Origin of the sequence: Sphingomonas oligophenolica (genome assembly GCF_039522915.1) — a bacterium.
In the GTDB taxonomy this organism is placed as follows: Bacteria; Pseudomonadota; Alphaproteobacteria; order Sphingomonadales; family Sphingomonadaceae; genus Sphingomonas; species Sphingomonas oligophenolica.
The window spans coordinates 1-25,373 of the sequence record NZ_BAAAEH010000018.1; the positions used below are offsets into that span (position 1 = coordinate 1).

Below are 25,373 nucleotides of genomic sequence, written 5' to 3' on the forward strand. Positions count from 1 at the left end.
CCTCCATCTCCCCAACTCGCCCTCAATCTAGGCACAGCAGGAAAAATCCCGGACAGCAGTGGGAACACGTCCGGGGGTGACGGTGAAATTTGGGCTATCGGCCCTGAGCCTTCAATCCACCCAGTTCCGCCGCAGCGGCTTCACCGCCAGCAGCATCAGCACCGCCGCGATCAGATAGAAAACCAGCGCCCCGAGCGTCGCATATTTGAGCGCGTCGCCACCGCCGAACCTGTGCGTCATCATGTCCGCCGCCACCCCCATCAGGGTCGGGCCGACGCCGATGCCGATCAGATTGTTGATCAGCAGGAAGCTGGCCGCCGCCGTCGCGCGCATCGGCGCGGGGACGAGATGCTGGACTGCGGTCGTCACCGGGCCGAGCCACAGGATGTTGAGCCCATTGGGCAGCAGCAGGAACAGAAAGGCGAGCAGCGGCGAATGGGTCGAGATGCCCAGCGCGAACAAGGGCGCGGTGATCACGAAGGCGATCGCCGGCAGCTTGGCATAGATGCCGCGATCGGCCTGGCCGAGCCGGTCGGCCAGCCAGCCGCCGAGGAACACGCCCGCGCAGCCGCCGGTCAGGAACAAGGCGCCGATGAAGCGCGACAGGGTCAGCAGGTCGAAATGCAGCGTGGTGGCGAGCACCGACGGCAGCCACAGCGCCAGCCCATAGCCGCACAGCGAACTCATCGAGGCGCCCAGCGCGAGCAGCCAGAAGCTCGGCTTGCGCGCCAGGATGGCGAAGGCCGCGCTGGGCGGTGCCTTGGGGACCGGCTTGTCGTACAGGCCGCGCGCCGGCTCGCGCACCGTCAGCCGGAAGATCGGGGCGAGGATCACGCCGGCGAGCCCGAGCACGATGAACGCCATCCGCCAGTTGACCGCCGCTGCGATATAACCGCCGAGCAGCGCCCCCGCCGCAAGGCCGAGCGGAATGCCGAGCGAATAGATCGCCAGCGCCCGGGCGCGCTCCTTCGGCGGGAAATAATCGGCGATGAAGGCATAGGAAGGCGCGACGCCGCCCGCCTCGCCGACGCCGACGCCGAGCCGGCACCAGAAGAGCATGCTGAAGCTGGTGGCGTAACCGCACAAAGCGGTGAAGCCGCTCCACACCGCGAGCGATCCGGTGATCACCCAGCTCCGGCTGGTCCGGTCGGCAAGCAGCGCCAGCGGAATGCCGAGCCCGGCATAGAGCAGGGCGAAGGCGATTCCACCCAGCGCGCCGAACTCGGTCTTGGAAAGGTTGAGGTCAGCGCGGATCGGACCCGCAAGGATGCCGAGGATCTGGCGATCGAGGAAATTGAAGCTGTAGACGAGCAGCAGCATCCCCAGCACGAAGGCGCGGTAGCCGGACCCGGTCGGCGCGATCGGGCTGGTGCCGGTGTCGTTGCTCATGTCGATCCCCTCAAAACGAAACACCGGACGCCCTTCTCGCGGGGCGTCCGGTGTTTCCTAGCCGATTGCGCTGCGTCGTGCCTTCAGAACTTCGCGGTGAAGGTTCCGAACACCTGGCGCGGGTTGCCGTAGAAGGCGGTGGCGATGCCTTCCTTGCCCAGCGTCGCGACATAAGGCCCGTTGGGAACCGGGTGGTTCTGGGCGTCGATCGGGCTCCCCGCAATATCGGTACGGATATATTGATAGCCTGAGGTCTTGTAGCGGACATCGGTCAGGTTCTTGCCATGCACCCCGATCGAATATTTCCCGCCGCCGAAGCTGTAGGTCAGGTGAGCGTCGAGCAGGGTATAACCGGGCTGGTCGAGGAACGGGCTTGCCGTCTCGAACTGGTGGGTCAGGCTGCGATAGGAGACGACGGTCGATCCGCTGAGCGAGCCCGGGCCGACCGGCAGCACTGCGGCGAGCGTGCCTGACAGGGTCCAGTCAGGCGTGTTCTGGAAGACGCGGTACTTGGCGACATCCACGCCGGTCGGGCCGATGAAGGTCTTGTACTTGGCGTTGATGTAGCCGAGCGTCCCGGTGAAATTGATCGCCGAGCCGGGGCCGGCAAAGTCGCGCGCCAGCTGGGCGTTGGTCTCGAGCTCCACACCCTTGATATGCGCCTTGGCGGCGTTGGTGGTGATGCCACAAAAGGACTGGACGTTGTTGATGAGGCAGCCGACCGATCCGGGAATCTGGACATCGGTATAGTCAGCGTAGAAGCCGTCGAGCGCCCAGGTCAGGCGATGGTCGAAGGCGGCGCCCTTCCAGCCGATCTCGTAGCTCTTCACCGTCTCGGGCTTGAACAGCAGGTAGTTGTAGATTTCCTGATATGTGGGGACGAGCTCACCGGCAAGCTTTGGCGCGGAGGCGCCTGAACCGCGCGGATCGAAGCCGCCGCCCTTGAAGCCTTCCGAATAGGAGACATAGAGCATGTGGTTCTCGCTCGGCTTGAAGCTGAGCGAGGCCCGTGGCGTGAATTTCTTGAAGTTCGCCTCGCCACGGAAATCGGTCGACGGCGGCGCGCCGAAGAAGGGCACCGGGCTGCCGCCGAATTCCGACGTCAGGCCGATATAATTCGCCTTGAAGACATAGGATTTGCGCTGGTCCCAGGTGTAGCGGCCGCCGAGCGACAGGCTGATCTGCGGGGTGAAGTCATAGGTGAAATCACCATAGATCGAGCTGGTTTCGGTCCGCACATCGCCCGCGGTATAGCCGTCGAGACCGGGGTAGGTGGTCGAGAGCAGCACGTCGAAGCCCGTCGCCGCCTTCGCACCGAGATAATAGAAACCGACAATGCCGTTCAGCTTGTCGCTCTTGTAGAGCAGCTGGAATTCCTGGCTGGTCTGCTCGTTCTTGTAGATCGCGGGCACATCGACATCCACCGACGGCGTCGAATCGAAATCGATTGGCGTGTAGGAGCGGTCCTTGCGCCAGGCGCTGATGCTGCGCAGCGTCAGATGGTCGGTCAGCTCGGCATTGATCGACATGGACAGGCCGCCCGCCCAGATATCCTCCTTCGGATTGGCCAGGCCGGCATTGGTGTCATAGACATTGGCCAGCACCGGCGAGCCGGTCAGCAGGCCCGGGATCAGCCTATGGCCGTTGCGAGGGTTCGATTTGTCATGGGTGTAATCGCCGGTGATGCGGACGAAGAGCCGGGAATCGGGCGAGGTGAACTCGACGGTGCCGCGGCCCGCCCAGACATTCTTGTTGTAATTGTCGATGCCGAGATTCAGGTTCCGGCCGAAGCCGTCGCGCGTCAGCCGCGCGCCCGATACACCGACCTTGAACATGCTGCCGATCGGGGCCGAGACGCTGACGATGCCGTCGGCCTGGTTGTACGAGCCGTAGGTTCCCTTGAGGCTCACCTCGACATGATCGGGCAGCTTCTTGGTCACATATTTGACTGCGCCGCCGATCGTGTTGCGGCCGTACAGCGTGCCCTGGGGCCCGCGCAGCACCTCGATCCGGTCGACATCATAGATATCGAGCACGGCGGCCTGGGGCCGGTTGAGATAGACATCATCGAGATAGATGCCGATGCCTGCCTCGAACCCGGGGACCGGATCCTGCTGGCCGACGCCGCGGATGAAGGCGGCGAGCGTCGAGTTGGTGCCGCGCGCATCCTTGAGCGTCGTGTTGGGGGTGACGTTCTGGATATCGGTCAGGTCGACCGCGCCGATCTTCTCGAGCTTGTCGGCGGTAAAGGCGGTCACCGCGACCGGTACCTTGAGCAGGGTCTCCTCGCGCCGCCGCGCCGTCACGACGATGTCGCCATTGGTGCTGGCCGCTGCCTGTTCGGCATCAGTGGTTTGCGCCTGGTCCGCAGCCGGCGCGTCCTGCGCAAAGGCCGGCGCTGCCGTCAGCGCGGCAAGAGCGGCGCCCGCCTTGAGTCCCATGGTGAACAGGGCGCGCGTGGAATTCAGGCGTGTCATCGAGATCTCCCCTCCTGCGGCGCCGCTCATTGCGTTCCGGTATCATCCCGGGTTGTGCGCCAGTCCAAGGCGATATACTGAAACATGAACCAGGTTTCAACTTGGGATTGGGAGGGGGCCGAAAATGGCGGGTGAGCGTGTCCAACCGGCAACGCTTTCGAGAAGTGAGGCGGCCCTGGTGGCGAGCGAGGGCAAGGCGCCGCGGACTGAACGCGGGCGCAAGACGCTTCGCGCGATTCTCGACGCGGCAGCGATCGAATTCGGCGAGAAGGGCTTTCACGAAGGCTCGATCAGCGGGATCACGCGCCGTGCCGGCGTCGCGCTCGGTAGCTTCTACACCTATTTCGATTCCAAGGACGCCGTGTTCAGGGCGCTGGTCCGCGACATGTCCGATCAGGTCCGCGACCATGTCGCCCCGGCGATTCGCGCCGCGCCCGATCAGATCGCCGCTGAGCGCGCCGGGCTGAGCGAGTTCATTGCCTTTGTGCGCGGGCACAAGGAGATCTACCGGATCATCGACGAAGCCGAGTTCGTCGACCCGGAAAGCTTCAGGCTCCATTATGCGACCACCGCCGATCGTATCGCGGCGCGCCTGAAGGCGGGCGCCGCGCGCGGCGAGATCCGCGCCGACATATCGGATGTCCATGCCTGGGCGATCATGGGGATGAACGTGTTTCTCGGCCTGCGCTACGGCGTCTGGCAGGACGATGTGTCGCCGGAGGCGGTCGCCGATTCGATCGCTGAGATGCTGGCGCGGGGAATCGGCACGAAATAGGCGGAAAATCGCATGAGATCGCGCTGACCCGTCATGCCGGACTTGTTCCGGCATGCCTCGCCGGGCGATTCAACCGCAGCGGCGTTTGCGGGACGATACGGGCGGAGGGAGCGCCATACCGGCTCTATCCCCGCTCTTTGACATGACCATATTGATGAGTCGGACGGTAGCCGCCGCTGTTATGCCCGGCAGCCCGCTGTTATCGCCGCTGTTCCAGCGTTACCGCCGTTGTTATTCCCGCTGTTCCGCCGCTGTTATTCGATAACAGCGAGATATCCGGTAAGTCGCTGATAATACGCCTATAAATTGACCGGGAAATCCAACATAACAGCGGCGAAAAAACAATTTCCCGAAAACAGCGGAGAACAGCGGACATCACGGTCGCCGATGGGCGCGTCACGCGGCCTCGGGGCAGCGCTCAGCCCCGTGCGCTATCCTCGGCAAGCGCGCGGGAAAGCCCGTCCCGCACCGCCCGAATGCCGCTCAGATCGACCGGCCCGGTCGAGCCGGCCGGCGGGGACTTGCGCTCTTCGGAGAGCATCTTCTGCACGCCGGGGATCGTATACCCTTCCACGTTGAGCAGGCTGTTGATCCGCATCACCAGCGCCACGTCCTCGGGCCGGTAATAGCGTCTCTTGCCGGCGCGCTGCAGCGGCCGGAGTTGCGGAAAGCGGGTTTCCCAATAGCGCAGGATATGCTGCCGCAAGCCGGTGTCGCGTGACAGTTCGCCGATCGTCCGGAATGCGCCGGCCGCCTTGTCGGGCACGCCGGCCATGATTGTCGTCAGCCGGCGCTGACGATGCGATCGCGCATCATCTGGCTGGCCCGGAAGGTGAGCACACGGCGCGGCGCGATCGGCACCTCGATGCCGGTCTTCGGGTTGCGGCCGATCCGCTCGCCCTTGTCGCGCAACACGAAGGTGCCGAAGCCCGAGATCTTGACATTCTCGCCCTTCGACAAGGCTTCGCACATATGGCCCAGAACCTGCTCGACCAGCTTCGCCGAATCGGCGCGCGACAGGCCGACCTGATGGTGCAGCGCTTCAGCCAGATCGGCTCTCGTCAACGTCCCCGCGGGTGCCATATTTTCTATCCCCAAGGTGGCAGGAACTCTGCCTAACACAATGAGGGAGCGGACTGAAAGAGCTTTGTTACAGTTTCGAAACAGGGGTGTCGCGGTTGCATCACCGCCGAAAATCGGTTCCCGCCTTTTGGGCGCGATGCCGCTAGAGTCTGACGACCGCCGCACCCCAGGTGAAGCCGCCGCCCATCGCCTCGAGCACGAGCAGCTGGCCGGGCTTGATCCGCCCGTCGCGGACCGCTGTGTCGAGCGCCAGCGGCACCGAAGCGGCTGAGGTGTTCGCGTGCTGATCGACGGTCACCACCACCTGGGCAGGGTCGAGCCCGAGCTTGCGCGCGGTCGCGTCGAGGATCCGGGCATTGGCCTGGTGCGGCACCACCCAATCGACGTCGCCGGTGGTAAGTCCGGCCATAGCCAGAGTCTCGGTCATGACCGCGGCGAGGTTGACGACGGCGTGGCGAAAGACCTCGCGGCCCTTCATCCTGAGCTTGCCGACGGTCCCGGTGGTCGACGGGCCGCCATCGACATACAGCAACTCGTTGTGGCGCCCGTCGGCATGGAGCCGGGTGGACAGCACACCGCGCGTGCCGCCGGACTCGCCCTCGAGTACGATTGCGCCCGCCCCGTCGCCGAACAGCACGCAGGTGCCGCGGTCCTCCCAGTCGAGGATCCGGCTGAAGGTCTCGGCGCCGATCACCAGCGCGCGGCGGTGCGCGCCGGCGCGGATCATGCAGTCAGCCACCTGAAGCGCGTACAGGAAGCCCGAGCAGACCGCGGCGACGTCGAACGCGACGCAGTCGTCGATGCCGAGCATCGCCTGCACCTTGGTCGCGGTCGCCGGAAAGGTCTGGTCGGGAGTCGCCGTCGCCAGCACGATCAGGTCGATATCCTGCGCATGGCGCCCGGCGGCGGCGAGCGCTGCCTTGGCAGCGTCGGCGGCCAGCGTCGCGGTCGTCTCGTCGGGTCCGGCGATGTGGCGGAAGCGGATGCCGGTACGCTCGACGATCCACTCGTCCGAGGTATCGACTGTCTCGGCAAGCTCGGCATTGGAAACGCGCCGTACGGGGAGTGCGGAGCCGGTGCCGGTAATCGCCGATCGAATCATGCAGCCTTCGCTTCGAAATTGCCGAGATCGTCGCTGATCCGGCGGGTCAGATCATCGCGCACCATCTTGGCCGCGGCGGCGATCGCGGTCGCGACGCCGAGTTCGGTCGCGCCGCCATGGCTCTTCACGACGATGCCGTTGAGCCCGAGAAAGACGGCGCCGTTATGGACATTCGGGTCGAGATGATGGCGCAGCAGCTCGGTCGCCGGCCGCGAGATCAGGAAGCCGACCTTCGAGCGGAACGAGCTGCGAAAGGCGCGCTTGAGCAGGTCGCCGACGAATCGCGCCGTGCCCTCGGCCGTCTTCAGCGCGATATTGCCCGAGAAACCGTCGCAGACGATCACGTCGACATCGCCCCGCGACAGCCGGTCGCCCTCGATGAAGCCGGTGAAGGTCAGCGGCAAATGGGTGGCTGCCTTGATCGTCTGGGCCGCCTCGCGGATCTCGTCAGTACCCTTCTGGTCCTCGCTGCCGATATTGAGCAGCGCGACGCGCGGGGAGGCGAGGTCGAGCGTGGTGCGGGCATAGGCGGCGCCCATCACCGCGAACTGTACGAGGTTGCGGGCATCGCATTCGGTATTGGCGCCGAGATCGAGCACCACGACATCATTGTCGCCAAGCGTCGGCAGCATCGCCGCGAGCGCCGGCCGGTCGATCCCGGGCAGCATGCGCAGCGACAGCTTGGCCATCGCCATCAGCGCGCCGGTATTGCCCGAGGAGACGGCGGCGCCGGCGCGGCCCTGCTTCACCATGTCGATGGCGACACCCATCGAGGTGGTCTTGGCGCGGCGAATCGCCTGGCTCGGCTTGTCGCTCGAGCCGACGACCTCGGGGGCGTGGACGATCTCGCTATGCGCGGTGAGGTTGGGGTGGCTCTTCAGCCCCTCGGTGATCTGTGCCTCGTCCCCGACCAGGATGAAGCGCATGTCTTCGAAGCGCCGGCGCGCGCGCGCGACGCCAGCCAGCATCACGGCCAGCCCTTCGTCGCCGCCCATCGCGTCGACGGCGATCCGGGAGCTGTTCGACACGCGGCTGGCCCCCCTTTCCTGCGACGTCCGGCTCAGCCTTCGACCGAGACGATCTCGCGGCCATTATAATGGCCGCAGGCGGTGCACAGATTGTGCGGCCGCTTCAACTCGCCACAGTTCGGGCATTCCTGATATGCATCAGCACTGATCGAGTCGTGGCTGCGACGCATGCCGCGCTTGGACGGCGAAGTCTTTCTTTTTGGGACGGCCATTTCGGCGAAACCTTGTTCTTGTCTGGATCACAGCGCGACTACGCCCGGACGGGCACCAGCGCAACCGACGCTTAAGTCGGCCGCGGTAGGCACCAGCGGCCGGACGCATCGCGAAGCGTGGCGCTATAGCGATTCGGACGCACGTTGCAAGCACGGCGAAGGGCTGGCACGCTCGCGGGCCAATATTGGGGAGAGCGACGATGCCGATGATCCTGCTGCCGATAACGCTGACGACCGCGGGCGCGACCGCGCTCATCGCCTTCTGGCTTGCGCTCCGCACCGGCAATGTGCGCCGCGCGGCCAAGGTAAGCATCGGCGACGGCGGCGACTCGGCTCTGATCTGCCGGATGCGCGCCCAGGCCAATTTCGTCGAATATGCGCCCTTCGTCGTGATCCTGATCGCGCTGATCGAATTCTCCTCGGGCACATCGATCTGGCTGTGGGTCGCGAGCGTCGCCTTCCTGGTTGCCCGGATCCTGCATCCCTTGGGCATGGACGGGATGCGCTACGGCCGCACGATCGGCACTGCGGTCACCTTCCTGCTGCTGGTCGGGCTCGGCCTTTACGCGATCAGCCTGCCGCTGATTGCGAAGCACGAATCGAAGCCAACGGTGATCGAGACGGTGCCGGTCGCGGGGTGAGTCGTCAGGCCGCCATCGCGCGGTCGCTGACGAACATATTGTGCCGCCGCTCATGCGCGAAGGTGCTGGCCGGGCCATGGCCGGGAATGAAGGCAGTCGCGTCGCCGAGCGGCCAGAGCTTGTCGACGATCGAGCGCAACAGCTGCTGGTGATTGCCCTGCGGAAAATCGGTGCGGCCGATCGAGCCCTGGAACAACACGTCACCGACCAGGGCGAGTTGCGAGGGCGCATGGTGAAAGATCACATGGCCGGGGGTGTGCCCCGGCGTGTGATAGACGTCGAGCGTCAGGTCACCGACCGTGACGGTGTCGCCCTCGACCAGCCAGCGGTCGGGCTCGAACACCACGCCGCGGATGCCATATTGCCTGCCGTCATCCTCGAGTCGCGCGATCCAGAAGCGATCCGCCTCGTGCGGGCCCTCGATCGGCACGCCGAGCTCCTCGGAGAGCGGCTTTGCCTCGCCGCAATGGTCGATATGGCCGTGCGTGAGGATGATCTTCTCGACGGTCACGCCGTGCTGGATGGCGGCTGCCCTGAGCTTGGGCAGATCGCCGCCGGGATCGACAAAGGCGCCCCGCATCGTCGCGGTGCACCAGATCAGCGAGCAATTCTGCTGGAGCGGCGTGACGGGCACGATCGCGACACGGAGCGGGGGACTGGTCATGATGGTCGAGGTAAGCATGGTCGGGCTTACGAGCAAGCACGGGGTTGCCGATTGCCGGCGGGGACTGCATTTGCGGAACCGCAGATGCGCCTCGATCCAGCCTCACCCTTTGTCCTGTTCGACGATGCCCGCCCCGGCGCGGCGCCGGCGCGACTCTACCGCGCGCCGGTCCGAATCGTCAGCGCCACCGCGATCGGCGAGGTGCTGCCGGCGCTCGACGAGATTCGCGCGGGCAATGCTGCCGGGCTGCATGCGGCAGGCTATCTCGCCTATGAAGCCGGGGCTGCGTTCGAGCCGCGGCTGAAACCGCCGCTTGCGACCGGCGCGCCCTTGCTCTGGTTCGGTCTGTTCGAGAGCTATCGGGAAATCGCCCCCGGCGACGTCCCCAATCTGCTGCCCGATCCAGCGGGGTGCTGGATCGGCCCGCCCGAGCCGGAGATCGACCGCGCTGTCTATGAGGAGCGCTTCGAGCGAGTCCTCGCGCTGATCGCCGCCGGCGACATTTATCAGGCGAACCTGACCTATCGGGCGATCGCCCGCTTCGCCGGCAACCCGCTTGCGCTCTATGCCCAGCTCAGGCCGCATGCCGGCGCCGGCTATGGTGCGATCGTCTCGACCGGGTCCGACCTGTTCCTCTCCTTCTCGCCCGAACTGTTCTTCTCGCTCGAGGCTGGTGCCCTCACCGCGCGGCCGATGAAGGGGACGGTGCGTCGCGGCGCGACGGGGGCGGAGGATGCCGCCCTTGCCGAGGCACTTCGCACCGATGCCAAGCAGCGCGCCGAAAACCTGATGATCGTCGATCTGATGCGCAACGATCTCACCCGGATCGCGCGACCGGGCAGTGTCGCGGTGCCCGAGCTGTTCGCGGTGGAGAGCTATCCGACGCTTCACCAGATGGTGTCCACCGTCACCGCTGATCTCGCCGCTGACCGGGACGCGATCGATGTGCTCGCCGCACTCTTCCCATGCGGCTCGATCACCGGCGCGCCCAAGATCCGCGCGATGGAGGTGATCGCCGAGGTCGAGACGGGCGCGCCGCGCGGCGTCTATACCGGGGCGATCGGCCGATTCGACACCGACGGGGCGGCGATGTTCAATGTCGCGATCCGCACGCTGTCGATTCGCGGCGGAGAGACGGAAGCTGTTTTCGGTGCCGGCGGCGGGATCGTCGCCGATTCGCGCGCCGAGGAGGAATGGGATGAAGCTCGCGCCAAAGGTGCCTTTCTGACTGCCGCCCCGCGCCGCTTCGACCTGATCGAGACAATGGCGTTCGATCCGGACAAGGGCCTGCTCCTGCTCGAGCGCCATCTCGAGCGGATGAAGGCAAGCGCTGACCTGTTCGGCTTCGCGTTCAACCGGCACGGTGCGCGCAACGAGCTCCAGGCAGCGACCTTCAGGCTGCGCGGGCCGGGTCGCGTCAGGCTGGTGCTGGCCCGGAGCGGGGCGATCGCGATTTCGGTCTCGCCGATGCCGGCCACGCCCGCCGGCCCCGTCAGCGTGGCGATCGTGCCGCTGCCGGTCGACCGTGCTGACTTCAGGCTCAGGCACAAGACAAGCGATCGCGGCTTTTACGATGCGGCACGGGGCAGCCATTTCGAGGTGGCGTTCACTGATCCCGACGGCTTCATCACCGAGGGCAGTTTCACCTCGATCTTCGTCGAGCGGGGCGGCATGCTCGTCACGCCGCCGCTCGCGCGTGGGTTGCTGCCCGGCGTGCTCCGCGCCGATCTGATCGCCCGGGGCCGTGCGGTCGAGGGCGATCTCACCGTTGCCGATCTCGCGGGCGGTTTTTTTGTCGGCAATGCGCTGCGCGGGCTGATTCCGGCGATTGTTGCGGTTGCGAACGGAAGCGACCCGGGTCTATAGCCGCGCCGCTCCCCGATCAAAGGCGCTTATTCATGCAACCATCAGCCGCGCTCGCGCGAATCAAGCCATCGCCCACGCTCGCGGTCACCTCGCGCACGCTCGAGTTGCAGCGTTCCGGTGTCGACGTGATCAGCCTTGGCGCCGGCGAGCCCGATTTCGACACGCCGGACTTCATCAAGCTGGCCGGGATCAAGGCGATCGTCGACGGCAAGACCAAATATACCAATGTCGATGGCACGCCCGAGCTCAAGGCGGCCGTCGCGCTCAAGTTCAAGCGCGACAATGGTCTCACTTACACAGCTGACCAGATCACGGTGAACGCCGGGGGCAAGCATACCCTGTTCAACGCGATGGTCGCGACGATCGATCCGGGCGACGAAGTGATCATTCCGGCGCCCTATTGGGTGAGCTATCCCGATGTCGTGCTGTTCGCGAACGGCACGCCAGTGTTCGTCGCGGCAGGCGCCGACCAGAGCTACAAGATACTGCCCGAGCAGCTCGAGGCGGCGATCACGCCCAAGACGAAATGGGTGATCCTCAATTCGCCGTCGAATCCGACCGGCGCTGCCTATTCGGCCGACGAGCTCAAGGCGCTTGGCGAGGTGCTCGAACGCCACCCGCATGTCTGGATCTTCGCTGACGATATGTACGAGCATATCATCTATGACGGCTTCGAATTCGCGACGATCGCGCAGGTCTGTCCGTCGCTCTACGAGCGTACGCTGACCGCGAATGGCTGCTCGAAAGCCTATGCGATGACCGGCTGGCGGATCGGCTTCGCCGGCGGCGCGCCCTGGCTGATCAAGGCGATGTCCAAGCTGCAGTCGCAATCGACCTCGAACCCTTGCTCGATCGCGCAGGTCGCATCGGTCGCGGCACTCACCGGCGATCAGTCCTTCCTCAAGGTCAATGCCGCGAAATTCCAGTCGCGGCGCGATCTTGTCGTGTCGATGCTCAACCAGGCGAACGGCATCACCTGCCCGCGGCCCGAAGGCGCTTTCTATGTCTATCCCGAATTTTCGGGCCTGATCGGCAAGTCGACCCCCAAGGGACAAGTGATCGACACCGATGAGGCGATGGTCACCTATCTGCTAGACGAAGCGCGGGTCGCCGCGGTGCACGGCGCTGCGTTCGGCCTCTCGCCGGCGATGCGGATCAGCTACGCAACGTCGGAAGATCTGCTCCGTGAAGCGTGCGAACGCATCCAGACGGCCTGCGCGGCCGTACGATAAAGAAGGGCAATCGGTCAGGCCCGGTTCAGGCAAACCCGGCAAGACGGCTCTCGGCGTAAGGTCGAAAGGTTGAGATGCGTAATATCGGCAAATCCGGCTTCGTCTGGCCCTTTATAGGCGGGTTCCTGCTCGGTGCCATCGGATTGGTGACGCTCGAGCCGGCTGCCGTGACCAGGACGCTGGTGACCAATGTGGCGACGGCGGCGCACCTCGCGCATTAGAGCAGGCCTTTCCGGTCTTGTCCGCAATTCCTACATTCCTCATCGATGCCAACCCGAGAGGCAATTGAGATGAAGACCTTCCTCGCGCTTGCCGGTGCCGCCGGCCTCGCGATCGTCGCCTTGTCCGGTGGCGCCAGCGCCGAGCGCGCCGTGCCGATCCCGGCCGCAGCCCGGGATGTGCCGAAAACCGCCGGCCTTCAGACGGCGGTGCTTGCAGGCGGCTGCTTCTGGGGCATGGAGGCAGTGTTCGAGCATGTGAAGGGAGTCCGCGCCGTCACTGCGGGCTATGCCGGCGGCACTGCCGCCACCGCGACCTATGACCAGGTCAGCAGTGAGACGACCGGCCATGCCGAGGCAGTGAAGATCGTCTATGATCCGGCCCAGGTCAGCTACGGCACGTTGCTGCGCGTCTATTTCTCGGTCGCGCACGATCCGACCGAGCTGAACCGCCAGGGGCCGGATAGCGGCACCAGCTATCGCTCGGCGATCTTCCCGCAGACGCCCGCGCAGCGCGCAGTCGCGGCGGCGTACATCACGCAGCTCGGCAATGCTCATGTCTTCCCGTCACCGATCGTGACCAAGCTGGAGAGCGGCGGCTTCTTCCCGGCCGAGGCCTATCATCAGCATTTCTTCGACCGCAACCCGAGCCATCCCTATATCGTCCACTGGGACAAGCCCAAGGTGGCTGCGTTCAAGGCGGGGTTCCCGGCACTGGCGCGTTAAGCCGCGAGCCTGAACCGCAGCAACCGGTCCTCGACCGGCACCAGCGCCTCCGCATCGCGGCCGACCGCCCGGATGATTTCAGGATGCGCTGCGTCGAGGCCCCCGGTCAGCGCCCCGAAAGCGGGCAGGATGAGCTTGGTCGGGGTCGCGACGAAGCATCGCCGCGAAACCTGTCGGCCCCGCACGCGCACCCTGAGCTTGGGATGAAAATGCCCTGACAGCTCGGGCCGAGGCTCCCGCTGCTCGGCCTCGTGGCGCAGCACCAGGCCATCGACGACGGCTTCGGCCATCACCTCGCCGCCGCACCGGTCGATCACCCGGTCATGATTGCCGGTGATCCAGATCCAGCGCCGGGTCGAGGACAGTGCGCGCAGCATCTCCTGCGCCTCGGGCGCCAGCCGATAGCAACCGGCCGAATCGTGGAAGCTGTCGCCCAGGCACCAGATCTCGGCAGCGCCGGTCGCATCGGCGATCAGCGCCAGCGCGCTCAGCGTCGCGATCGAATCATAAGGCGGCAGCATCTGGCCATGGCCTGCGAACCAGCTCGCTTTCTCGAAATGCAGGTCGGCGACCAGCAAAGCGCCGCGCGCGGGCCAGAAAAGCGCGCCCTGAGGCGTCGCGAGGAGATCATGGCCAGCGAACGAAAAGGGAACCATTGCCTCGCTATGCCGGGTTCGGCACCCCGGATCAACGCCCTGGATCGTGCGTTGCGGCGGTGCAACAAAAGCCCTTGCGCTGGCCCGCTACAGGCGTAAAGCGCGCCGTCCGTTCCGGCAGGCCAATATTACCCATGTCGACCGCCCTCGAAACGCCTGCGCATGCAGCGGTTCCCCATCCGGCAATGCTGGCCCTCACGATCGGCGCGATCGGCGTGGTGTTCGGCGACATCGGCACCAGCCCGCTCTACGCCTTTCGCGAGGCGCTCGCGCAGACGGCTGAAGGGGGCGTCGATCCAAGCGAGATCCTCGGCGTGCTGAGCCTCGCGCTCTGGTCGCTGATCCTTGTCGTCACGATCAAATATGTCACCTTTCTGATGCGCGCGGACAATCAGGGCGAAGGGGGCGTGCTCGCGCTGACGGCGCTGGCGCGGCGCGCGCTCGGGCGCCGGTCGATGATCGCGCTCGTGCTCGGCGCGGCAGGGGCGGCCCTGTTCTACGGCGACGCCATCATCACCCCGGCTCTGTCGGTGCTGTCGGCGGTGGAGGGGCTGCGGACGATTCCCGGCGCCGGAGACCTGATCGGCCCGGACACGATCCTGTTCCTGACGATCGCCATCCTGATCGCCCTGTTCCTGATCCAGGCGCGCGGCACGGCTCATGTCTCGAAGCTGTTCGGCCCGGTCTGCATCCTGTGGTTCCTGACGATCGGCGGTCTCGGCCTCTGGCATATCTGGGACGAGCCCTCGATCGTGCGTGTCTTCCTGCCCTGGTATGGCGGTGCCTTCCTCGCCAGCCACGGCGTGACCGGGCTGTTCGTGCTCGGCGCCGTGTTCCTGACGGTGACGGGTGCCGAGGCGCTGACCGCCGATATGGGCCATTTCGGCCCGGCGCCGATCCGGCTCGGCTGGTTCGCCCTCGTTTTTCCGGCGCTGACCCTCAATTATCTCGGGCAAGGCGCCTTTGCCCTGAGCGCGCTCGAACGGGCGACCGCGGCGAATCCTTTTGCCGCCGATCAGGACTGGTTCTTCCTGATGGCTCCCGTCGAAGTCCGCCCCTGGCTGATCGCGCTCGCCATGCTCGCGACCATCATTGCCAGCCAGGCAGTGATTACCGGCGCCTATTCGCTGACCCAGCAGGCTGTCCAGCTCGGGCTGCTGCCGCGGCTGCGGGTCCGCCAGACCTCGGCCTCGCATTCGGGGCAGATCTACCTGCCGGCGATCAACTGGCTGCTGCTGGTGGGCGTGCTGGTGCTGGTGATCCAGTTCCGCACCTCCTCGGCAATGGCGGCGGCGTACGGGATCGCGGTGACCGGCACGATGGTCGTCACCACCTGCCTCGCCTATATCGTCGCGCGGCATCGCTGGAACTGGCGGCGGCCGGTCGCGATTGCCGTCATCGCGCCGTTTCTCGCGCTCGACCTCGTGTTTTTCGGCGCCAACATCCTGCGCGTGGTCGAGGGCGGCTGGGTTCCGCTCGTCGTCGCCGCGGCGATCGGGCTGCTGATCTCGACCTGGGTGCGCGGCCGCGGCATCGTCCGCGCCTTCGAGCAGCGCCAGAGCGTGCCGCTCGCCGATCTCGCCGCCGCGCTGAGCCGGCGCCCGCCCGAGCGAGTCGAAGGGACCGCGGTTTTCCTGACCGCCAATCCCGAAAGCGCGCCGGGCGCGCTGCTTCACAATCTCAAGCACAACAAGGTGCTCCACGAGCGCAACCTGATCGTCAGCATCCGCACTGCCGACCGGCCGGCCGTGCCCCCCGAAGAGCGGGCGAAGATGACCCATGTCGACGACAATTTCAGCGCGATCGTGCTGACCTACGGCTTCATGGAATCGCCTGACGTGCCGCGTGATCTCGGCCTCGAACAGGCAGGCGAGCGCAAGCTGCTCAATCCGGCCAAGACCAGCTATTTCATCGGCCGCAACACGATCAAGCCGGCTGCCGACCAGGGCATGCCCTTGTGGCAGGACCGGATCTTCATGTTCCTGCAGCGCAATGCGAGCGACCCGACCGACTTCCTGCGGATCCCGCCGGGGAAGGTGCTCGAACTGGGCGAGCAGGTCACGGTCTAGCCGGCGGCTTACCCCGCATAGACCTTCAAGAGATCGTAGAGATAGTCGCGCCCGTCATAGAGCGACTTGATCCGCATGCGCTCGTTCAGGCCATGAATGCCGTTGAAATCGCTGTCGACGAAGATTCCCGGCACGCCGTAAACCGGAATGCCGATACTCTCGAGGAAGATGCCGTCGGTCGCGCCGGTCGACATCAACGGCAGCAGGGGCAGGCCGGGGAAATATTTCGCCGCGACTGCCTTGGCCGGGCCGACGATCTTCGGATCGAGCGTCGGGGGGATCGCGGTCGGGCGGATCGGCTGGTTGGCGGTCACCTTGACCTTGGGTCCGGCCAGCGCCTTCAGCGTGGCGAGCGTGCCCTCGACCGTCTCGCCGGGGAAAATCCGGCAATTGATATTGGCGGCCGCTCGCTGCGGCAGCGCGTTTTCGGCATGGCCTGCGCTCAGCAAGGTCGCGACGCAGGTCGTGCGCAAGGTCGAATGCATCGCCTTGTCGCGGCTGACCAGCGCATCGGCTGCCTTGTCCTCCGGGTTGGCGAGCAACCGCCGAATCGCATCGCCGACGGGGGCCGGCGAGGTGGCTGCGGTCGCGGTGAAAAAGGCGCGCGTGGTATCAGTGAAGCGAATCGGGAATTCATGCGCCCGCACTGCCTCGAGCGCGTCGGCAAGCTCGTAGATCGCATTGTCGGGCATTGGCTGCGAGCTGTGGCCGCCGGGGTTGCTGGTCTCGAACGTATAGTTCTGCGCTGCCTTCTCGCCGACCTGGAGCGCCAGCAATTGCGGCCTGCCGCTCTCGTCATTGCGGCCGCCGCCGCCCTCGTTGAGCGCGAATTCAGCGGCAATCAGGTCAGGGCGGTTCGTCGCCAGCCACTGCGCGCCGTTGAAGGCGAAGGTGGTTTCCTCGCCGCAGGTCAGCGCCAGCTTGATCGTCCGCTTCGGTTTGTAGCCGCTGGTCTTGAAGCGAATCATCGAATCCGCCCACACCGAAGCCATCGCCTTGTCGTCGACTGCGCCGCGCGCATAATAATAGCCGCCTTCCTCGACGAGCGTGAAGGGATCGCGCGCCCAATCTTCCCGCTTCGCCTCGACAACGTCGAGATGGCCGAGCAACAGCATCGGTTTTGCCCGTTTGTCACTGCCGGCAAGAACCGCGACGATGCCGCCCTCCCTGGGATGATCGGGCACCGAGAAATAGGTGATGTCGGCATCGGCAAAGCCCGCCGCCTTGAGCCGCGCCCCGATCTGCGCCGCAGCCTGGGTGCAACTTCCGGCGGACAGTGACGTATTGGTCTCGATCAGCTGCTTGTAGAGTCCGAAAAACGCCTGCTGGTCGGGCCGTAGCGCCTGCGCCGATGCTGCAACCGGCTGGGTCGCGACGCATGCCATCGCCAGTCCCGATATCGCCCGAAAGAAAGTCCGCATTGCCCGCCCCTTGATCGTTCAAGGCAATGCTAGAGCATCCAGCCGCCTGTTAAAAGCGAACCGAAGAGAAGGACAGGTTGAATGCGGGACGCTGGCTCCAGGCGCCGAACTTGATGGTTTTCGCCGGCGAAAAGGTAGAGAAACCGGCCGCGTCGCGCCCCAGCGCCCGCGATCGTGACCGGCACGGACATGCGCTCGTTGCTGTTGACGAAGCCGACCCGGTCTTCAGTTGGTTGCGCCGGCGCGGGAGGGTCCTGATTCTGACTGCCGGACAGCGGCGCGGCGCGGCGAGGGTCAGCAACACGGAGGCGAGGACGGGACCGCGCATCACCCGGAGCTATACGCCCCGGTTCTTTCCCAACCGGTTCAAAACCGATCCCGGTTGTCATTGCGCGGCACCGAAAAGCGGACCTCGCGATTGGCGAAATCGACATCGACGCGCCGGAACAGGCGGAGGGCGTCCATGCCCAGCATCAGCGCCGGAACCTTGGTCAGCCCGAATTTGCGGAAAGGCGCGACATCGGCAAAGGCGATCGGCAGGTTGTTGAAGCCCACGCCGCCGATTTCCAGCCGTTGGACCTGGGTATAATCGGCAAGCATGCTCTGGCCGGTCACGCTGGTCAGCGAAATCTGCTGCGGCGCCTTCAGCTCATGGCGCATCCGCTCGCGGAGCGCTGAATTCCCCATGCTGACCTGAGCGCCGGTGTCGATCACGATGCTGATCCGACGGTTCCGGTAATAGGCTTCAGTCACGATCAGCTGGCCATAGACGCTCTTTGCCCGCACCACGATGTCGCCGTTCGTCGGCGCGCTGTCGTGGCGGCGCCGCTTTGACTGCCTTACCGTCATGCGGTTGGTATCGAAGTCGATCGACACCGCATGGCCGCTCAGCGTGTCGATCCCGAGCATGCCCGGCGCCCCGAGATTGGTGGAGAGCAACGCAGGCGCTTCGATCGACTGGCTGGCGATGTTGCTCACGGTGAGCGAAGGGATCATGACGGTGCCGACATTGCTCGTGCCGGTCATCGCCGTCAGCCGCACGTCGCGGCCCTGCGAGAGACCGAGCGTCGTGGCCAGTTCCCGCGAAATCACGGTCCGCTCGGCGCCCGTATCGATGATGAACTGATAGGGGCCGGCGGTCCCGATCGTCACCGGCACCGTCATCCGCTCACCGGCATTGCCCAGTGCCAGGTCGCTGGCGGCGGGTGGCGGCCCCGCAATTTGCCCCGCCGGCAACGCTGCGGGAGCGGCCGTCATGGCGAGTACAAGAGCGGCGATAGCGCGCATCCACGAAAGGTAAGCCCGTTTCGGACCTTCAACAAGGGGTTGCATCATATGTTGTGCAATATGTTGCGCAAAAATCGCTGAAACGCGCTCAGTCGAGCCGCATCGCCTCGGCTGCCAGCGACTCCGCCTCGAGCAGCAGCGCATCGTCGGCGAGGCCCATGGCGATTCGCTCGCGGCCGATCAAGGTCAGCACCGGTACCGCGAGCGGTGAGACCCGGTCGAGCGCCACGTGGAGCATCGTCTCGGCGGCGCGGTCGAGCAGATGGGCGAGGCGGCCGACATCAGTCATCTTCGCGCGCGCATCGGCCCAGGCGGCCTGGAGCAGCAAATGAGTCGGCTCATATTTACGCAGCACGTCATAGATCAGGTCAGTGGAAAAAGTGACTTGCCTGCCGGTCTTGCGCTTGCCGGGATGCTGGCGCTCGACAAGGCCGCCGATCACCGCCACCTCGCGAAAGGCCCGCTTGAGCAGCGCCGAGCCCTGCACCCAGTCGACAAACTCGTCCTCGAGGATATCGGGCGACAGCAAGGCGGCCGGATCAGTGACTGGATCGAGCGAATAGCAGGCGATCGAATAATCGCTCGCGACGAAGCCGAGCGGCCGATAGCCCTGCGTCTCCATCCGCCGTGTCAGCAACATGCCGAGCGACTGGTGCGCGTTCCACCCTTCGAAGCTGTAGGCGACCATGTAATGCCGCCCCTCGCGCGGGAAGGTTTCGACCAGCAATTGCCCCGGGGTCGGCAGTTTCGACCGGTAGGACTGCACCTCGAGCCATTCGCGCACATCGGCGGGAAAGCGCGGCCATTCAGCCCGGTCTGCCAGGAAGCCGCGCACCCGGTCGGCCAGGTTGGTCGAGATCGGCATGCGCGCGCCGCCATAGGTCGGGATGCGCGCTGGCCGGGAGGTCGCGCGCACGATCAGATCCTCGGTGTCGATCTTCTCCACCTCGAGGCTCATCCCGGCGAAGAAGAAAGTATCCTTGGGGCTCATCGAGGCAGCGAACGCCTCCTCGACCTTGCCGAGCGTGCGGCCGTTCCTGAACCGCACCGTCAGCATCGTCGCCTCGACGATGATCCCGGCGTTCAACCGATGCTGCGCAACAAAGCTCGCGTGGCTGACCCGCCACGTCCCGTCCGCGTCCCGGGTGAGCCGCTTGAACTTCTCATACGCCTTCAGCGCATAGCCCCCGTCGCGGATGAAGCCGAGCACGCGCTCGAAGGTCTCGGTCTCCAGCGCCGAATAAGGCAGGGCCGAGCGGATTTCGTCGAGCATCGCCTCCTGCCGGAAGGGCGCCGCGCAGGCGCACGCCATGATATGCTGCGCGAGCACGTCGAGCGCACCGGCGCGGAAAATGTCGGGATCGAGCTCGCCCGCCACCACCGCGTCGAGCGCCGCGCGCGCCTCGAGATATTCGAAGCGGTTGCCCGGCACGATCACTGCCTCGGACGGTTCGTCGAGCCGGTGGTTGGAGCGCCCGATCCGCTGCAGCAGCCTGGACGATCCCTTGGGCGCGCCCATCTGGACGACGCAATCGACGTCGCCCCAGTCGACCCCAAGGTCGAGGCTCGCGGTCGCGACCAGCGCGCGCAATTTCCCCGCCGCCATCGCGCCTTCCACCTTGCGCCGCGCCTCGAGGCTGAGGCTGCCGTGATGGATGCCGATCGGCAGCTGCATGTCGTTGACCTTCCACAAATCCTGGAAGATCAGCTCGGCGAGGCTGCGCGTGTTGCAGAAGATGATCGAGGTCTTGTGGGTCTCGATCTCGGCCATCACCTGCTCGGCGGCGTAGCGCCCCGAATGCCCCGCCCAGGGCACCCGCCCCTCGGGCAGCAGAATGGCGATATTGGGATCGGCGCCGGGTTCCCCCTGCACCAGTGTCACCTGGTCGATATCGCCGTCGGGCGCGAGCCAGGCGCGATAGCCGTCGGGATCGGCCACCGTCGCCGACAGCGCCACCCGGCGCAGCCCGGGCGCTAGTCGCTGCAGCCGCGCCATGCACAGCGACAACAGGTCGCCGCGCTTGCCGGTGGCAAAGGCGTGGACCTCGTCGACCACGATCGCCTTCAGCCCTTCGAACATCAGCAGGCTGTCGGGATAGGAGAGGAGCAGGCTGAGCGATTCGGGGGTGGTCAGCAATATCTGGGGCGGGCGCACCCGTTGCCGCGCCTTGCGGTCGCTTGGCGTGTCGCCGGTGCGGGTCTCGATCCGGATGTCGAGCCCCATCTCCTCGACCGGGGTGAGCAAATTGCGCTGCACGTCGACCGCCAACGCCTTGAGCGGCGAGACATACAGCGTGTGCAGCCCCTCGGTGGGCGTCTCGATCAGCTCGGCCAGCGTCGGCAGGAACCCGGCGAGCGTCTTGCCGGCGCCGGTCGTCGCGACGAGCAGCCCATGCCGCCCGGCGCGGGCGACATCGAGCATGTCGAGCTGGTGCGTCCGCGGCGCCCAGCCGCGCGACTCGAACCAGCCGGCAAGGGGAGTGGGAAGATCAGTCACTGGGAACAACGCCGCATCCCATCCATATAGGAAGCATGGCAAAGCTCGGCGACTGGATCGACCCTCAACCTCATGGCATCCATGTGAAGCCCGCCGGCGTCTGGATCGACCCGTCGCAACCCATGCCCCGCGCGCTCGTCACCCATGGCCATGCCGATCACGCGCGCGGCGGCCATGAGACGGTCTGGGCGACACGCGAAACCCTCGCGATCATGGAGGCGCGCTACGGTCCGCAGGCCGGTCACCCGGTCGCTTATGGCGAGGCGATGCTGATGGGCGAGGTCGCGGTCCGCTTCGTGCCGGCCGGCCATGTCCTGGGCTCGGCACAGATCGTGCTCGATTATCGCGGCGAGACGATCGTCGTCTCGGGCGATTACAAGCGCCGTGCCGACCCCACCTGCGCGCCCTTCGAGCCGGTCAAATGCGATGTCTTCGTGACGGAGGCGACCTTCGGCCTGCCGGTGTTCCGCCATCCCGAGACCGGCGACGAGATCGACAAGCTGACCACCGCCCTCCACGCCAATCCGGATCGCTGCGTGCTGGTCGGCGCCTATGCGCTCGGCAAGGCGCAACGCGTGATCGCCGAGCTCCGCGCGCGCGGTTTCGATGATCCGATCCATATCCACGGCGCCCTGCAGCGGCTGTGCGATCTCTATGTCGAGCACGGCGTCGACCTCGGCGACCTGCGGCCCGCGATCGGCGTGGCCAGGGCAGAGCTCAAGGGCCGGATCGTGATCGCCCCGCCCGGCGCCCTCGCCGATCGCTGGTCGCGGCGGCTGCCCGATCCGATCACGGCGATGGCGTCAGGCTGGATGCGGGTGCGCCAGCGCGCGGTGCAGCGCGGCGTCGAGCTGCCGCTGATCCTGTCGGACCATGCCGATTGGGACGAGCTGACCGACACGCTGACCGAGATCGCGCCGCGCGAGGTATGGGTGACTCACGGGCGCGAGGAAGCGCTGGTTCATTGGTGCATGACCCGGCAGATCAAGGCGCGGGCGCTTGCGCTGATCGGCTATGAGGACGAGGATGATTGAGCCCGGCCGATCGCCGGCTCAGGCCAGCGCGCGTTCGATCGCTGCGGCCAGCGCCGGATCGTCCGGGGCCGTGTCGGGCGAGAAGCGGGCAACCACGGCGCCACCGCGGTCAATCAGGAACTTCTCGAAATTCCAGAGTATCTCGGGCTCGGGATTGGGCGTGATCCCGTGCCCCGCCAGCCTCTCCCGCATCGCGCCGCCATTGGCGCTGGTGGCAGTCGGCTGCGCTGCGGTCAGCGCCGCGTAAAGCGGGTGCTTGTCCTCGCCCACGACGCTGATCTTGGAGAAGAGCGGGAAGTCGACATCATAGGTCAGCGCGCAAAATTCAGCGATCTCGGTATCGGTCCCCGGCTCCTGCGCGCCGAAATTATTGGCGGGAAAGCCGAGCACTTCGAAGCCGCGATCACGATACGCGGCATAGAGCTTTTCGAGCCCGTCATATTGCGGGGTCAGCCCGCATTTCGACGCGACATTGACGACCAGCAGCACCTTGCCGGCATGGTTGGCGAGGCTGTCCTCCTTGCCGTCGATAGTCTTGAGCGGGATGTCCTGGATCATGGTCATGAGGGTCTCCTGAAGGCCTGTCTCAGCCGACGCCTTCCAGCGCCTTTTGCCGGCGCCGCTGCACCGAGCTGCCGATCCCGAGCGCCTCGCGATATTTCGCGACCGTCCGCCGCGCGATGTCGAATCCCTTGGCGTTGAGCAATTCGACCAGCGTGTCGTCGCTGAGGATCGCCTTTGGCTCCTCGGCCGCGATCAGCGCCCGAATCGCGCTCTTCACGGCCTGGGCGGAGACCGCATCGCCGCCGTCCGAGGACTGGATCGCGCTGGTGAAGAAATATTTGAGCTCATAGAGCCCGCGCGCGCAGCTCAGATATTTGTTGCTCGTCACGCGGCTTACGGTCGATTCGTGCATCTCGATCGCATCGGCGACCTGGCGCAGCGTCATCGGCTTGAGGTGGGAGACGCCGTGCACGAAGAACGCCTCCTGCTGCTTGACGATCTCGGTCGCCACCTTGACGATGGTGCGCTGGCGCTGGTCGAGCGCCTTGACCAGCCAGTTGGCGCTGGCGAGGCATTCCGACAGCCACGCCTTCGACGCCTTGTCCTGGTGCCCGCCCGATAGCTCGACATAATAGCCGCGGTTGACGAGCAGCCGCGGCAGCGTCGCTGCGTTGATCTCGATCGCCCAGCCGCCCTTGCGCCGCGCGACGAAGATATCGGGGACGACCGCCTGCATCGCCTCGCCGCCGAAACGGCAGCCCGGCTTCGGGTCGTATCCGCGCAGCTCCCGGATCATGTCGGCAAGGTCTTCGTCATCGACGTCGCAGATCCGCCTGAGCCGCGCCATGTCGCCGCGTGCGACGAGATCGAGATTGTCGATCAGCCGCGCCATGCACGGATCGTAACGGTCGGCCTCCTTCGCCTGCAGCGCGAGGCATTCGGAAAGCGACCGGGCGCCGACGCCGGTGGGGTCGAAGGTCTGGATGATCGCCAGCACCTGCTCGACCCGGGCGAGCGCGACGCCGAGCCGGTTGGCGATCTCGAGCAAGGGCGCGGTCAGATAGCCGGTCTCGTCGATCTGGTCGATCAGATGCGCCGCGATGAACATGTCGGGCCCGTCGACCACCGGCCCGGCCTGGGCGAGCAGATGGTCGGCAAGGCTGAGGCCGGTATCGGCGAACGCGTCGAAATCGGGGCCGTCCTCGCCTTGCCCGCCGCTGGCGCCGTTCATGCCGAGCGCGCCATCCATGCCGCCGCTGCTGTCGGCGACGCTGTCGTGATGGAAGCTCTCGGCGGTGAAATCGACGTCGAGTGACGCCTCGCCGGTGCTGTCGCCGCCCATCAGCAGCTCGTCGGCGCTCGCCGGCTCGGTGCGCGGGCCGGCGTCGAAATCCTCCGGCGCGTCGCGCTCCTGGATCGGGCCGTCCTCCTCGGGCGCTGAGGATTCGAGCAGCGGGTTCTTCTCGATCTCCTCGGCGATGAAACCTTCGACCTCGAGATTGGAGAGCGCGAGCAGGCGGATCGCCTGCTGCAGCTGCGGCGTCATCACCAGCGATTGCGACTGTCGCAGATCGAGGCGGGGGGCGAGACTCATGATGTTACAGCGAGAAACCCTCGCCGAGATAGAGCCGCCGGACATTGGCATCGGCAACCAGCTCGGCGGGCGAGCCGGTGAACAGCACCCGGCCGTCATAGATGATATAGGCGCGGTCGACGATCTCGAGCGTCTCGCGGACATTATGGTCAGTGATCAGCACGCCGATGCCGCGCTTCTTCAATTCGCAGATCAGGTCGCGGATATCGGCGATCGACAGCGGATCGATCCCCGCGAACGGCTCGTCGAGCAACATGATCGACGGATCGGCGGCAAGCGCACGGGCGATCTCGGCGCGGCGGCGTTCGCCGCCCGACAGCGCCATCGCCGGCGAATCGCGCAGCCGGGTCAGGCCGAATTCCTCGAGCAGGGTGTTGAGCCTTGTCTCGCGCGCCGCAGGGTCGGGCTCGGAGAGCTCGAGCACGGTCAGGATGTTCTTCTCGACCGAGAGGCCGCGAAAGATCGACGTCTCCTGCGGCAGATAGCCGAGGCCGAGGATCGCCCGGCGATACATGGGCAGGCCGGTGATATCGTCGCCGTCGAGCAGGATGCGTCCCGAATCGGGCTTCACCAGCCCCATTACCGAATAGAAGCAGGTCGTCTTGCCCGCGCCGTTGGGCCCGAGCAGCCCGATCACCTCGCCGCGCCCGACCGAGACCGAGACGTCAGACAGCACGACTCTCTTGTCGTAGGATTTGGCGATCGAGACGACCGACAGGCCTTTCATCACCGGTGCTTCGGCGATTGGGTGGCTCTCCGGCATTGGCGCTTCAAGGGTGGTCACATCGGCCATGAAGGGTTCCGTGCTCGCATCATTGGGTCAACAAATGCCTGGTTCGTTGCGATTGGCAGGCTTTGTGCATGTGGTCATTGGACAGGCTCATGCAACAGACGCGTG

General features: G+C 65.9%; 23 protein-coding genes. 8 read left to right on the plus strand and 15 right to left on the minus strand.

Translation table 11 applies throughout. The features are described from left to right. Window positions 1-111 precede the first annotated feature (111 nt). Complete coding sequence (locus tag ABD050_RS10300; protein ID WP_343889225.1) at window positions 112-1,389, minus strand: spinster family MFS transporter; 1,278 nt, start codon at window positions 1,387-1,389, stop codon at window positions 112-114. A gap of 83 nt (window positions 1,390-1,472) precedes the next feature. Then, on the minus strand, window positions 1,473-3,866 hold the full coding sequence (locus tag ABD050_RS10305) for a TonB-dependent receptor (RefSeq protein WP_343889227.1): 2,394 nt from the start codon (window positions 3,864-3,866) through the stop codon (window positions 1,473-1,475). 124 nt (window positions 3,867-3,990) lie between these two features. On the opposite strand from ABD050_RS10305, the gene ABD050_RS10310 reads away from it, so the two are divergent. Continuing rightward, on the plus strand, window positions 3,991-4,641 hold the full coding sequence (locus tag ABD050_RS10310) for a TetR/AcrR family transcriptional regulator (protein WP_343889229.1): 651 nt from the start codon (window positions 3,991-3,993) through the stop codon (window positions 4,639-4,641). 418 nt (window positions 4,642-5,059) lie between these two features. Here the strand turns inward: ABD050_RS10310 and ABD050_RS10315 are convergent, their stop codons facing one another. The 5 genes from ABD050_RS10315 to rpmF all read right to left on the minus strand — a co-directional run bounded on the left by ABD050_RS10315 (window position 5,060) and on the right by rpmF (window position 8,066). Beyond that, window positions 5,060-5,416: a MerR family transcriptional regulator gene (locus tag ABD050_RS10315; RefSeq protein ID WP_343889230.1), complete on the minus strand. Its 357-nt coding sequence runs from the start codon at window positions 5,414-5,416 to the stop codon at window positions 5,060-5,062. An 8-nt stretch (window positions 5,417-5,424) separates the two neighbouring features. Beyond that, window positions 5,425-5,724: an integration host factor subunit alpha gene (locus tag ABD050_RS10320; protein WP_343889231.1), complete on the minus strand. Its 300-nt coding sequence runs from the start codon at window positions 5,722-5,724 to the stop codon at window positions 5,425-5,427. A gap of 142 nt (window positions 5,725-5,866) precedes the next feature. Next, window positions 5,867-6,826, minus strand: a complete 960-nt coding sequence (locus tag ABD050_RS10325) for a beta-ketoacyl-ACP synthase III (protein ID WP_343889233.1) — start codon at window positions 6,824-6,826, stop codon at window positions 5,867-5,869. After that, window positions 6,823-7,854, minus strand: coding sequence for a phosphate acyltransferase PlsX (gene plsX, locus ABD050_RS10330; protein ID WP_343889234.1), 1,032 nt, complete (start codon window positions 7,852-7,854; stop codon window positions 6,823-6,825). The genes ABD050_RS10325 and plsX overlap by 4 nt, the downstream gene beginning before the upstream one ends. 32 nt (window positions 7,855-7,886) lie before the next feature. After that, window positions 7,887-8,066, minus strand: a complete 180-nt coding sequence (rpmF, locus tag ABD050_RS10335; protein ID WP_343889235.1) for a 50S ribosomal protein L32 — start codon at window positions 8,064-8,066, stop codon at window positions 7,887-7,889. Between the two features lie 206 nt (window positions 8,067-8,272). On the opposite strand from rpmF, the gene ABD050_RS10340 reads away from it, so the two are divergent. Next, the gene (locus ABD050_RS10340) at window positions 8,273-8,707 is read left to right on the plus strand and encodes an MAPEG family protein (protein ID WP_343889256.1); all 435 of its coding nucleotides are present in this window, start codon (window positions 8,273-8,275) and stop codon (window positions 8,705-8,707) included. Between the two features lie 4 nt (window positions 8,708-8,711). Here ABD050_RS10340 and ABD050_RS10345 read toward each other — a convergent pair whose 3' ends face one another. Next, window positions 8,712-9,371, minus strand: coding sequence for an MBL fold metallo-hydrolase (locus ABD050_RS10345; protein WP_343889236.1), 660 nt, complete (start codon window positions 9,369-9,371; stop codon window positions 8,712-8,714). 84 nt (window positions 9,372-9,455) lie between these two features. Between ABD050_RS10345 and pabB the strand changes: the two genes are divergently transcribed. The 4 genes from pabB to msrA all read left to right on the plus strand — a co-directional run bounded on the left by pabB (window position 9,456) and on the right by msrA (window position 13,413). Beyond that, window positions 9,456-11,237 carry an aminodeoxychorismate synthase component I gene (gene pabB, locus ABD050_RS10350; RefSeq protein WP_343889237.1) on the plus strand — a complete coding sequence of 594 codons (1,782 nt, stop codon included), beginning with the start codon at window positions 9,456-9,458 and terminating at the stop codon, window positions 11,235-11,237. 32 nt (window positions 11,238-11,269) lie between these two features. After that, window positions 11,270-12,469 (plus strand): pyridoxal phosphate-dependent aminotransferase, encoded by a 1,200-nt coding sequence (locus tag ABD050_RS10355; RefSeq protein ID WP_343889238.1) that lies wholly within the window; start codon window positions 11,270-11,272, stop codon window positions 12,467-12,469. Window positions 12,470-12,543: 74 nt separating this feature from the next. Next, window positions 12,544-12,690, plus strand: a complete 147-nt coding sequence (locus tag ABD050_RS10360; protein ID WP_343889239.1) for a hypothetical protein — start codon at window positions 12,544-12,546, stop codon at window positions 12,688-12,690. A 69-nt stretch (window positions 12,691-12,759) separates the two neighbouring features. After that, a complete protein-coding gene (gene msrA, locus ABD050_RS10365; protein ID WP_343889240.1) occupies window positions 12,760-13,413 on the plus strand; it encodes a peptide-methionine (S)-S-oxide reductase MsrA in 654 nt (217 codons plus the stop codon). On the opposite strand, the gene pdeM is transcribed toward msrA, so the two are convergent. Further along, entirely contained in the window at window positions 13,410-14,069 is a 660-nt protein-coding gene (gene pdeM / locus ABD050_RS10370; RefSeq protein ID WP_343889241.1) for a ligase-associated DNA damage response endonuclease PdeM, read from the minus strand. The genes msrA and pdeM overlap by 4 nt on opposite strands. A 134-nt stretch (window positions 14,070-14,203) precedes the next feature. Between pdeM and ABD050_RS10375 the strand changes: the two genes are divergently transcribed. Continuing rightward, complete coding sequence (locus ABD050_RS10375; protein WP_343889242.1) at window positions 14,204-16,138, plus strand: potassium transporter Kup; 1,935 nt, start codon at window positions 14,204-14,206, stop codon at window positions 16,136-16,138. 8 nt (window positions 16,139-16,146) lie between these two features. On the opposite strand, the gene ABD050_RS10380 is transcribed toward ABD050_RS10375, so the two are convergent. From ABD050_RS10380 to ABD050_RS10390, 3 genes are all read right to left on the minus strand, one after another. After that, window positions 16,147-17,559: a M20/M25/M40 family metallo-hydrolase gene (locus tag ABD050_RS10380; protein WP_343889243.1), complete on the minus strand. Its 1,413-nt coding sequence runs from the start codon at window positions 17,557-17,559 to the stop codon at window positions 16,147-16,149. Between the two features lie 366 nt (window positions 17,560-17,925). Further along, window positions 17,926-18,816 (minus strand): aspartyl protease family protein, encoded by an 891-nt coding sequence (locus ABD050_RS10385; protein WP_343889244.1) that lies wholly within the window; start codon window positions 18,814-18,816, stop codon window positions 17,926-17,928. A gap of 118 nt (window positions 18,817-18,934) precedes the next feature. Next, window positions 18,935-21,343: a ligase-associated DNA damage response DEXH box helicase gene (locus ABD050_RS10390; RefSeq protein WP_343889245.1), complete on the minus strand. Its 2,409-nt coding sequence runs from the start codon at window positions 21,341-21,343 to the stop codon at window positions 18,935-18,937. A gap of 35 nt (window positions 21,344-21,378) precedes the next feature. Here ABD050_RS10390 and ABD050_RS10395 point away from each other — a divergent pair, with 35 nt between their 5' ends. Further along, complete coding sequence (locus ABD050_RS10395; protein ID WP_343889246.1) at window positions 21,379-22,377, plus strand: ligase-associated DNA damage response exonuclease; 999 nt, start codon at window positions 21,379-21,381, stop codon at window positions 22,375-22,377. A gap of 18 nt (window positions 22,378-22,395) precedes the next feature. Here ABD050_RS10395 and ABD050_RS10400 read toward each other — a convergent pair whose 3' ends face one another. From ABD050_RS10400 to lptB, 3 genes are read right to left on the minus strand one after another with little or no spacing between them, the layout of a single operon-like run. Continuing rightward, complete coding sequence (locus ABD050_RS10400; protein WP_343889247.1) at window positions 22,396-22,941, minus strand: glutathione peroxidase; 546 nt, start codon at window positions 22,939-22,941, stop codon at window positions 22,396-22,398. A 22-nt stretch (window positions 22,942-22,963) separates the two neighbouring features. Continuing rightward, on the minus strand, window positions 22,964-24,475 hold the full coding sequence (gene rpoN, locus ABD050_RS10405; protein ID WP_343889248.1) for an RNA polymerase factor sigma-54: 1,512 nt from the start codon (window positions 24,473-24,475) through the stop codon (window positions 22,964-22,966). 4 nt (window positions 24,476-24,479) lie between these two features. Further along, entirely contained in the window at window positions 24,480-25,268 is a 789-nt protein-coding gene (gene lptB / locus ABD050_RS10410) for an LPS export ABC transporter ATP-binding protein (RefSeq protein ID WP_425542435.1), read from the minus strand. Window positions 25,269-25,373 lie beyond the last annotated feature (105 nt).